Consider the following 10052-nt stretch of genomic DNA (forward strand, 5'->3'; position numbering starts at 1 on the left):
CCAGACCATGAACGAAATTCAAGAACTGAAAGACCGCCGCGACCAACTGCGCAGCGAGGCAAAACAGCTGCACGCCGACATGCTGCCCCTCGAGACGATACTGGAAAGCGACAACGCCATCGAACCGGAACGCGAGCGCGAACTGCGGGAAAAGTACAGCGAATTGAAAGGCAAATTCGACTCGCGCAATCTCAATGCCGATCTGTTGGACCGGCGAATCAATCGCCGAGAAAACCTCGCCAACTGCGATTCCCTGATGGCTGGCTACATCGAAGCGATGGACAACTGGACAGCTGATGAGCATGAATTGAGGGAGAAACGTCAGAGCCTCAGCACACGCCTGGAGCAAATTCAGCAGCAGGCGGAAGAGGACATGGGAAAAGCTCGCCAAGCCGAAACGGACGCCGCCACGGCGTACGCGCAGGCTGTCGCGTGGGGCGACATCGAAGGCGAGAAGACAGCCAATACTGATGCGCAAAAGGCTGCGAAGAACCTCACGGTGGCCACCGAACACAATCGTCGGCAACACCTGATCATGACAGCCTTGGAGCAGGAGCTGGTTACCGTAGATAAATACATCGCAGAAGCACAGATAAAGCATAAAGAGATAGAGCGCACCGCCCTGTTGCTATCGCATACGGTACTCGAAGAGCAATGGAACGATGCCGCTAAAGCGTTGTTCGAGGTTGGCGGAAAGCTTTGGGCGAACTACAACCTGCTCGGCCGTGACCAGATTGGCCTTATGAAGCTTGCCGTTCCAGAGCAAGGCGAGAACTTTGGGAAGTGGACATGGGAAGAGCTATCAGCTCGCTCGCGCCAGTACCGCGCGCGGGACTTGTTCCAGCTCGACGGCTTAGCGACGCCGAACCAACCTGAAGTCATGAGCAATCTGGAACAACGTAAGGATGAACGTAATGAACAAGCCGATACAGAACAGCGCCAGTTGGTCTGACACGCTCAAAACTCGAAAGGCCCACCTCATTGGCCTTCTGAAGACCATCAACGCAGGGCCGGGCAAATCCAGTCCAATACAAACGCTGACGATTAACGCGATCAAATCGGAAATGACGCACATTGAAAGCCAACTGAACCGTCGAAAATAGTGCTGAACTTATAACCAGCTCATTTTATCTTATTAGTTACGCACGCTCACTCTGAACAAGGGAAAGACAATGTCCAAACTCGCAGAATACCGTCAGCTGGAAAAACACCTCGCCGAGCAACTCCAAGCGCTGGAAGCACTGAAAAGTGATGATGGGCTGAAGAAAGAAATCGAGTTCGAAACGAAGCTGCGCAAGCTGCTCGAACAGTATGGGTTTAGCCTGCGGCACATCGTCGACATTCTGGAGCCCCAGACCACTGTACGGCACCAATCAGCAGCTTCGGCCGTCAGCACACGCAAGCCACGCGTACTCAAGGTCTACAAAAACCCAAATACCGGCGAAGTAATCGAAACCAAAGGTGGGAATCACAAAGCGCTGAAAGAGTGGAAAGCAAAACACGGTTCCGACGTCGTCGAGGGATGGTTGAAGAAGTAAACACCTCTCTAAAAAAGGGCCCATGACGGGCCCTTTTTTTGGACTCACGAATGGCATTCAATAATCCTGGGCAGGAGGATGTGTAAACCTACCGGCTAAGGGTGCCGCTTGGTGAAAAATGGCCATTGTAAAAATATATGATAAAACATGATTTTCCGGTTAGCCTGATATAGATTTACGTTCACATGCGTATATTTGAATCTCAAAACCCAATACCTCTTCCAGCTGGAGAGGATAGAACGTAAAGGTACCAACCATGCGCTACTCTCCTACCGAAAGGATCGGCATCGCACAAGTCGAAGGCATCACGGCGCAGGATCTTGGATGGATTTTCAGAGAGCAGCCAATACTCGATATGGGTGTAGATGCTCAAATTGAGTTTGTAGATGACAATCAAAACCCAACTGGCAAACTAATAGCGTTGCAGATAAAAACCGGCGCAAGCCACTTCACCCGGGGAGACAGCGGTTACACTTACTACGGCAATAACACCCATTTAGAATATTGGACTGGTCACTCCCTACCAGTGTTACTCATTGGCCACATCCCCGAAACAAAGCAAACGTTCTGGCAGGTAATCACTCAGAAAACAATTACCAAGACCGCAAAGCATTGGAAAGTCCTGATACCCTATTCAAACATATATGGCGGAGACTGCAAAAATGAGCTCGAGAGATTTTTTGAAGGAACTCCATCCCAGCAAAAACTCAGAGCCTTAACTTTAGACCTCCCACTTATGCAACATATTGAATCTGGAAAAAAGGTTAGCGTTGGATTAGAACACTGGTACAACAAAAGCCTAGGCAGATCACCGATCGAAGTTTTTGTTTATGATGAACACAATGACGAACAAACCTACAGAGAGTGGCATGTATTCTATACAGCAAGGAGCATCAAATCCTTGGCTAATATTCTATTCCCTTGGGCAAATGTAATTATCGACCAGGATTTTTACGACGAAAACGAAGAATTCGAAGAGGACGATCGCGATCGGTTGATGCGCGCAACTGACTTGGATCATGGCTTTGAGCCCTATATCCCGTCACCCTCTGATATCTATCCCTATGCAGATAATGCAGGCGAAGTAGAGTCGTACAGGCTCCAATTGGTCCTCAACGATCTAGGCAAGTCATTTCTTAAAATCACAGAGTACATCGAAGACGAATGAAATCACCAATCTTATAACTGCTCAACGTTAGGTAAATAGGCTTGAACGTAATCTGCAGGCATTCAACAGTCGAAAAAGAGCGGGAACAGTCTATTTTTGGTTAGCCGTCCAACCGTTAAAAATTGGTAAAGCCAACCACACTACGGAAACGTACAATAGCAAACACTGAAGCTGCCCCTAACACAGGAGCGCAATTCAGTCATCGCCATCAAATTCCAAATTAAATTCTACGGGAGCAGTTCTTAACAACTGTTCTGGCCCGGAGCCAAATCGTCGTTGCACAGTTTCTTTTTCCAACGATGCAGACCAAATATCATTAACTTTTTCTATTTCAATTTGCTGAGTATACTCAGCAATGACAATAAATCTTTTAATTAATGCCGCGATTATTGCATACGACAGAGATATCACATGCGGCAACACTCTAAATCCGCTTTCGGAAAACCCATCATAGGCAATTTTATTATCTCTCCCGAGTAAATAACTCTTAGTTATTGCACCATATGTTCGGTGCGTGTACCTGCTAAGATCGCTGTAAAGGCTACTTAAATTTTTAGCTTTATCTTCGCATTCGTATTTTTTAATAAAATCTCTAAAAACTCGATGCGGGATCACTTCATTCCGATACCATTTATCAAGATCCTTTTTAGCTCGATCACCCGCCAAATGGAAATACGCCGAAATATCCATTGTTTCAACCGCATCACGAAACAAGCGCGAGGCAATTCTGTGCCTCTTTTCTTCTGTGAGTTTTAATGCATCCACTAGCGCCTCTAGGGCATCAATTTGTATGAGCCAGATCGCTTTTTCGAGTGACTGCTCATCTCGCCCAAACTGCATGTCCTTTTCTGCATAGTGAGATTTCATTAATGATAGAACCTGACAGGCTTCTCGATGAAACTGCTCTTGCCCCTCATACTCATATGGCTCATTCCATGCATCATCCGTATCTCTGTCCCATACAAAACTTGGCATACCACCACCTTAAAAGTCAGATATAATTATGTAACAAGGTATCTAAAGATAAACCATCACGAAAACCTGTCGACTCCAAAATGCTTTAGAGTGTCACACCGTATATTTTTGCTCTTCTTGTAAAAGCCTCCCGAGCACCTTCCAATATTTTACATGCAGATTCACGAGCTATAGAATCATCTATAGAACCTCTAGATATTACCGTGCTTTTGTCACTAGTGCTTTTTAAAACAATCAATTGCTCAGCATCACCTAAGACTGCAATATTTGCATTATGAGTTACAATTATAACTTGCCGACGTTCTTTGGCTCTTCGCAAAACTGGAACGAAGGTTTGAACAATGAATTCACTATCCAAATTATCTTCTGGCTGATCAATAATTAACGGACGAGTGCTATCTGAGGAAAGTATTAGGGCTAAAAGCACTGACTGCTGCTGTCCGAGCGACAGCTGTGCAAACTCTCGCTGCACGAATTTTGCGCCAGCACCATTATCTATCTGTCGAGAAACTGTCAGCTTTGGCAAATCATCAATATCGCATTGCTCAAGAGAGTATCTTACTGACGGCTCTTTTAGCTTATCTACGACATCCTGCGCATCACCAGTAGAAAACATTTTAATACCAGGGCTAACTTCAATACTCGTCAGCCTTGCAACTTGTCCCTTCGATACTATTTCCAACAACACCGGAATTGTCAGTCCTTCGATAAGGGCGCGGGCTTTTGATTGATTTGAGGTACGCCACCCCATTGCGCTCGCAATAATTCCTACTGCTGATTGAGAATAGCCACCGTCTGCATATTGAAGCTTCACCTTCAGATCAGACAATACCTCGTCCAGCGCCCTAGATGCCTTAACTGCGTACGCCTGTCGTAAATTTGATACTACCCTACGACAAATCCACCGATTTTTTAGAGCAACGGCATACTCAGCCTGCATTTTCTCAAGATAAGGCACCCACTTTTCCAACTTTTCAAGTGATGCCAGCAAGGTGCTTTCCTCGGTAGCAAGCTTAGTGATATATGCCATATCCAGCTTAATCCCCTGTGCTTCCAAGGCATTTCTCTTTATGTCAATTTCATCGCGTATTGGCCGTTCCTTAAGTGCCCAACTTTGTAATGACGTAGAAACTAATTCACTTAGGCTTTCGTAGGCTACAGAAATTGATTGTAAAGCAGCATTCATTTCAGTGGAAAAGCTAATTAATTGGTCATCTATCGTTTTGGCCTCATCTACCCCAGCGATTATTTCTGCGTCACGAACAACAGCACAAATAGCTTCGACCATTTCTTTAGCAGATTCTCCCGATATTAATGTTTTTAACCCAGCCATTTTTTCATTGACACTAGCTCTTTTTGCCTTTTCAGCAGACAAACTTCTTTGCAAACGTATGACGTCTTTTCCCTGCGCCGCTTCAAAAGCTGCTAACTGCTGTCTCGTGACTAACAATGAACGTTGTACTTGCGGTATTTGCCCAACATTCGATTCAGCTTTTACGATATTTCCACTTATATCAGACAACATTTTTATTGCAGCCTTTTCCTCAATCAAGGCGTCTTGTACGCGGGTAAATTTATCAAGATACTTCAACAGTGCAAGAGGATCTGTCCTGCTTTGCTCACGAACATTTCCGGCCTCACCCTGTCCGAAACAGTCGATATCGAAACTTAAGGGCCCTTCCCCTTCATCATCTAAATTTTCAAGACTACCGCCTATCGGTCGAGCAAATGAATGGCGCTGACCAGCCTCATCTTGCCAAAATAGATGAAGTTGCTGAGGCCACACTTCTGAATCAACAACTTCAGCTTCCGATTCAGTGCCAGTCAAGCAGCGAACTGCTTCGAAGGCAGTGGATTTCCCCGAGCCTCGACCGCCAATTATGCAATTAAGATTGCTGCTGAAGTGAATCGTTTGACCAGTTAAAAAACCACCATTAATAGAAACACCCAGCACAAATGGGGTTGCAGTGGGAACTTCATCTTCCAAACGAACTCGAGAGTCGCATTCTTCGAGTGCGTGGCGCAATCCCTGAAAGGTCGGCTCCGTCATCTTGTAGCGAGTTAATTTTCTGGCTTGAGCAGCGTTTCTGCCTAGGACATTCAATGTATGCGAGTCGGAATTCAGCACTCTTGCGAGATACTGCCTTGCGCCCAACCCTAACTTATCAATTCTCTGACTTCCAATTTGAGCGCGGACAGATTCAGGATCGCCCAAAGCATAAGAGATTTTTGAGTCAGAGCTTTTTAGCTCTATTCCTAACAACGCAGAATGACAAATAATATCAACCTTGTGAGGCGAACCACCAGGACGATTAGACTCAAGTCCATTGCCGCCATCCACGTGAGCTAATATGCAGAAACCTCCCAATGATTTTGCGCTATCTAAACATGCTAGCATTGCGTCGCTACATCTGCTGTTGGGTGTTCCCCGATCTGCGAGATTCAGTCTACCGTGAAATTTCTGTAGTGCCTCCAAAGTAGGGAAGTAACATAATAAATGGCCTTCAGGTGTTGACAATTCAACAGCAGGAATTACCAGAACACCTGCTTCAGCACCTGCAACCATTGTTGCATGGACATTGCTAATTTCATTGTGATCCGCAACGGCAATGAGGGCCAGATTTTCGCGCAATGCAGTTGCGACGATTTCGACAGGGTTCATATCGATATCGGTAACGTCATGGGACGCCTGGAAGGAGTGAATATGAAGGTCACCACGATAGAACTGAGCGCCATTCGGATGAGACAAACATTCTTGCAAAATTTCGTTCATATCAATCCTTCTCTGTTTAATTATTATGATTATCGCAGCCGTTACCAGAACAACCTACAAACAAGCTTTGTGAAACTACACCTCTCTCCGCTTCACAATTGCTGTCATCACCGCCACAGATATGATTTCTTCCTCTCATTCCGTTTTTGAAAAAATCTTATCTGACAATAGCAGATAGCCAGCTTTTTGGAACACGATGTCGCATGATGTTTTCTGTTCCACTCCCAAACGCCGCTTGATGCCTCTGATTAACAGACGCACAGGGATGGCCGTGATCAACGAACGTGAATTCAGTCGACGCTTATTTAAAGTACGAATATGGACTGAGGGAGGGTATCAAGGCCCTTCGCAACATCAAAATCGTTTCCGAGCTCCTCATAGTTCAAGAACCCGAAGTCTTAAAATTTAGGAACACCGAGCCTACGGTGAATGAATGCGTTACACGATTTGCCAGTGCTACACCTTCACCACGAAGGGTTTCAGATGCGTGTAACGCTGAAATTCTCTTTGTTTTCAGATGGTTAACCACAACTGTTACACCAGTAACACGAGTTACACCACATCAAAGGTGTATTCCACCCCTCTCCCCCGGAGATCGAGTTCCTCCAGCGAAGAAGTTCCCGCATTGATCTGGCTTAATGATTCTGGCCCCCCCTAAAGGGTTTAGGTCATCACGGCATCGAAAACCCGAACCGCTTCAGCGAAAAGGTGTGCGGATCTGAACTGATGAGGTGTTAACACACCGCTTACTTGTATGAACACCCGAAGTCTCAAGAGGGCGCCGGGGCCCCTGAGCAGATCTGAAAGACACGGGGTCGGAAACCCGCGGGGCTTTGTTAGCGGACAGGTGCCCAGCTTAGTGAACAGGTGAACCGGGTGAACACCCAGTTCACCAGTGCAGCTGCACAGATAATGGGAGGTCGCCGGGGACCCTGCGCGTTTCCGAATGACACGGGGCTTAAAATCCGCCCGATCTTGGTAGTGGCTGATTTTTTTATGTTGGTTGACAGGTTGACTCGGTTGACGGCTCTAGGTGTCCATAATCATCAACACAAAAGGCCATCGTTACCGATGCTGTAACGATGGCCTCTTTTCAGCAGAATTCTTTCGATTTCAATCGTTGAAATTTCAGTAACTTTGAAAACCTTCCACTAACGAAGTCCCGCGGGTTTCCGACCCCGTGTTCTTCAGATAGTCCCAGGGTCCCCGGCGATTTTCTGGCTACTGATTGCTTTCTGCCATCCTAAGGCTAACCTCCATCTCTGCTGGTCATCGCTGACCACGACCAGCTCATCAGAAGTTGAGTCACTACCGATCCGACACACGGAAGCGAGGACTAGCTAATGCAATCGTTTATCGTAAATAGAAATGTTCAAGCGAACGGCGACTACGAAGTGCACAACACGACGACTGGCTGCAGGTTCATGCCGCAGCTGGAGAATCAGGTATCACTCGGAAATCACCTTACCTGCACCGGCGCTGTTAGCGCCGCTCGTGGAGCAAACCCCAAACTGAAAATTAATGGTTGCTACCATTGCTGCAATCCTTGCCACACCAGCTAGGTTCTTGGCAAAGCACCGGGGATATGCCGTTCGTTTATGCCTTGACCTAGGGTTGTGCAACCATAGGCCCAAGTAAGCTGTATCCCCGCGTGTATCCCCAACTGAATAATCTGGCTGTAGGCCATGGTTTATATGGAAGACTCCAGTCTCCCTCGGCACCAACATGGAGAAAAGGTCTTGCGAAAGCAGGACCTTTTTTCGTCTGGAGAGAAGTGGGTGGTGCAACGCTGATCATTGAAGCCTCGTACCGACTGGAGAGCAGTTGAAGCAGTCGAAATCACTGCATCGCAGACACCTGAAATGCTGGTTTCCCCCTCAGTCGCGGGGCACCGAACGTTACCCACGTAACACGTGACCCCGGCCTCATAGCCTAGAGGCTATTTCCTTCCACATGTAGTCATAGTTGTACTCCAACCAACGTACCAACAATTTGTCGTACTGCCTGCGAAACCAATTGCGCCGTCGCGCTGCGAGCCTTTCCTCTATTTCGGCCCTGAGCCAATTCGGGTCGAATCCAGTCCACACAGTAGGCAGGACTGCCGCAATGTTTGTGAAACACACTGGCGCTACTTCTGAATAAAAAATCTTGTAGAGCACCGCTGGATCAACGCCTTTGAGCTGACGAGCAACATAGTCGTAATCAGTAGGAAAATGGTTGAACGGCTCAGAAAGTGCGGCTCTGACGTTTGTCAGTTGTGGTTCAGTCAGAAGATGTCCCAATGAGAAAACTCCTCCAGCTCTTCATCCAGCGAATCCGCGACCAGTCCTCCAGCAACTCCGCCGGCAACAGATCCGACCAAGACCACCGCGATTGCGCATATAGGAGCGCCGGGACCACACAATGCTATGACTCCTGCGCCAGCGAGGAGGCCGCCTGCGGCGCCGCCGCCCACTATGATCCCTTGCCGAGCCGCTTCTTTAGGTTTGTTATCAGCTTCCAGGATTTGATACGTCGCCAAGGCGGCGGTCACGAGAACGCCGAGCTTGCCCATAATCACCATTTTTTTGGTGCCCTTGGTGAATTTCGCATCATCCCGACCGGCAGCTTCCAGAATGGTGTAATGAACCTTCTGCTGCTCTGCCGCTGAAAGGGTCTCGTAACTTTTTTTGAAGAGATCATTTGAGTAGCGATCCAGTAGCCACTTCAGCGTCCTGCCATCTTGCTTCTTCCTTTGAACCACCGCCAAACCCTGAGCAGAGGTCAACTTGCGATGTTCCATCAAGATTTTGTTTCGCATCTCATGACTGAACGCCACCCCTTCTTGGGCGGTAATCTTTCCCGCTTTCACATCCTCTATCGTTTATAGAGACATGCGTTTGATATTTTTGAGATAGCTCGCCCTGATCTTTTCATCAGAGATCGCATCCAGTGAAAATCTCAGCGCAGTGCCCTCCATCAGCTCCAGAGCCCTGTCGAGTGGCGAGTCCTGAAGGGCGTGCTCGCGCTGGACTACGTAGCTGCCTGTCACAATGTACGGTTCGGTCATAGGACGGTCCTTATCCCAATATTTTGCTCAAAAGGCTTTCAGTAAGAGACGAGCCTTCTGCGAGCTGTTCTTCCTCGAATTTGAGCATCAGGCACGTCTTGCCCGACGGATTTGCGAATTTGACCGCATTGTCCTTGTTGAAGACCCCCGGGAGTGATGAACCATCATCAAAGTGGGCGACACAAGACAGTCCCTCATAGCTTTCCTCGGCAGGAATTCTGAAGCCAATCCATCTGGCTTGCCCGATTAGAGGTTCCGGCGGGACAAAGTCGCAAGGGGTGTGCGTATCACCAATGATGATTGTGCTCGACCCACCTATTACGATGCTGCCGTGCGTACCGCCCGTATTGATCGTGGCAGCATTTTTGCCATTTATGAAAACGGTTGAGGAAAGCCCCGAAGAGAGCGCACTGCCGCAGGTACATGAATCACCTTGGCGAGCTGCGGGCAAACCATCGAAGAACACGTCGGGCGAACCTGTCGCGATGGGGTTCGTTCCGTGCCCTGGAACAGGACAGCTGGAGGGATCGCTTTTACGAGCGGCTGGGT

At 47.8% G+C, this 10052-nt stretch carries 7 protein-coding genes and 1 pseudogene; 3 read left to right on the top strand and 5 right to left on the bottom strand.

Features of this window, described 5'->3' with window-relative positions:
• Positions 1–7: 7 nt before the first annotated feature.
• From D6877_RS18845 to D6877_RS18860, 3 genes are all read left to right on the top strand, one after another.
• On the top strand, positions 8–952 hold the full coding sequence (locus D6877_RS18845) for a chromosome segregation protein SMC (protein ID WP_130911739.1): 945 nt from the start codon (positions 8–10) through the stop codon (positions 950–952).
• A gap of 220 nt (positions 953–1172) precedes the next feature.
• Positions 1173–1538 (top strand): histone-like nucleoid-structuring protein, MvaT/MvaU family, encoded by a 366-nt coding sequence (locus D6877_RS18855; RefSeq protein ID WP_130911741.1) that lies wholly within the window; start codon positions 1173–1175, stop codon positions 1536–1538.
• A gap of 256 nt (positions 1539–1794) precedes the next feature.
• On the top strand, positions 1795–2706 hold the full coding sequence (locus D6877_RS18860; RefSeq protein WP_130911742.1) for a DUF4365 domain-containing protein: 912 nt from the start codon (positions 1795–1797) through the stop codon (positions 2704–2706).
• 195 nt (positions 2707–2901) lie between these two features.
• Here the strand turns inward: D6877_RS18860 and D6877_RS18865 are convergent, their stop codons facing one another.
• The 5 genes and pseudogenes from D6877_RS18865 to D6877_RS18890 form a co-directional block, all read right to left on the bottom strand.
• Positions 2902–3681 (bottom strand): hypothetical protein, encoded by a 780-nt coding sequence (locus tag D6877_RS18865; protein WP_130911743.1) that lies wholly within the window; start codon positions 3679–3681, stop codon positions 2902–2904.
• 85 nt (positions 3682–3766) lie between these two features.
• The gene (locus tag D6877_RS18870) at positions 3767–6454 is read right to left on the bottom strand and encodes a TrlF family AAA-like ATPase (RefSeq protein ID WP_130911744.1); all 2688 of its coding nucleotides are present in this window, start codon (positions 6452–6454) and stop codon (positions 3767–3769) included.
• Between the two features lie 1925 nt (positions 6455–8379).
• On the bottom strand, positions 8380–8736 hold the full coding sequence (locus D6877_RS18880) for a hypothetical protein (RefSeq protein WP_125917633.1): 357 nt from the start codon (positions 8734–8736) through the stop codon (positions 8380–8382).
• Positions 8721–9503: pseudogene (locus tag D6877_RS18885) on the bottom strand (hypothetical protein). The gene D6877_RS18880 and the pseudogene D6877_RS18885 overlap by 16 nt, the downstream one beginning before the upstream one ends.
• 10 nt (positions 9504–9513) lie before the next feature.
• The coding region (locus tag D6877_RS18890) for a PAAR domain-containing protein (RefSeq protein WP_130911746.1) at positions 9514–10052 on the bottom strand (539 nt) is incomplete at its 5' end.

Source organism: Pseudomonas sp. Sample_9 (genome assembly GCF_004307535.1).
Taxonomy (GTDB): Bacteria; Pseudomonadota; Gammaproteobacteria; order Pseudomonadales; family Pseudomonadaceae; genus Aquipseudomonas; species Aquipseudomonas mercuritolerans.

Bases quoted from the DNA above. Each gene is read 5' to 3' on its own strand.
- D6877_RS18845 (WP_130911739.1), top strand. From the start codon at position 8: ATGAACGAAATTCAAGAACTGAAAGACCGCCGCGACCAACTGCGCAGC.
- D6877_RS18855 (WP_130911741.1), top strand. From the start codon at position 1,173: ATGTCCAAACTCGCAGAATACCGTCAGCTGGAAAAACACCTCGCCGAG.
- D6877_RS18860 (WP_130911742.1), top strand. From the start codon at position 1,795: ATGCGCTACTCTCCTACCGAAAGGATCGGCATCGCACAAGTCGAAGGC.
- D6877_RS18865 (WP_130911743.1), bottom strand. From the start codon at position 3,681: ATGCCAAGTTTTGTATGGGACAGAGATACGGATGATGCATGGAATGAG.
- D6877_RS18870 (WP_130911744.1), bottom strand. From the start codon at position 6,454: ATGAACGAAATTTTGCAAGAATGTTTGTCTCATCCGAATGGCGCTCAG.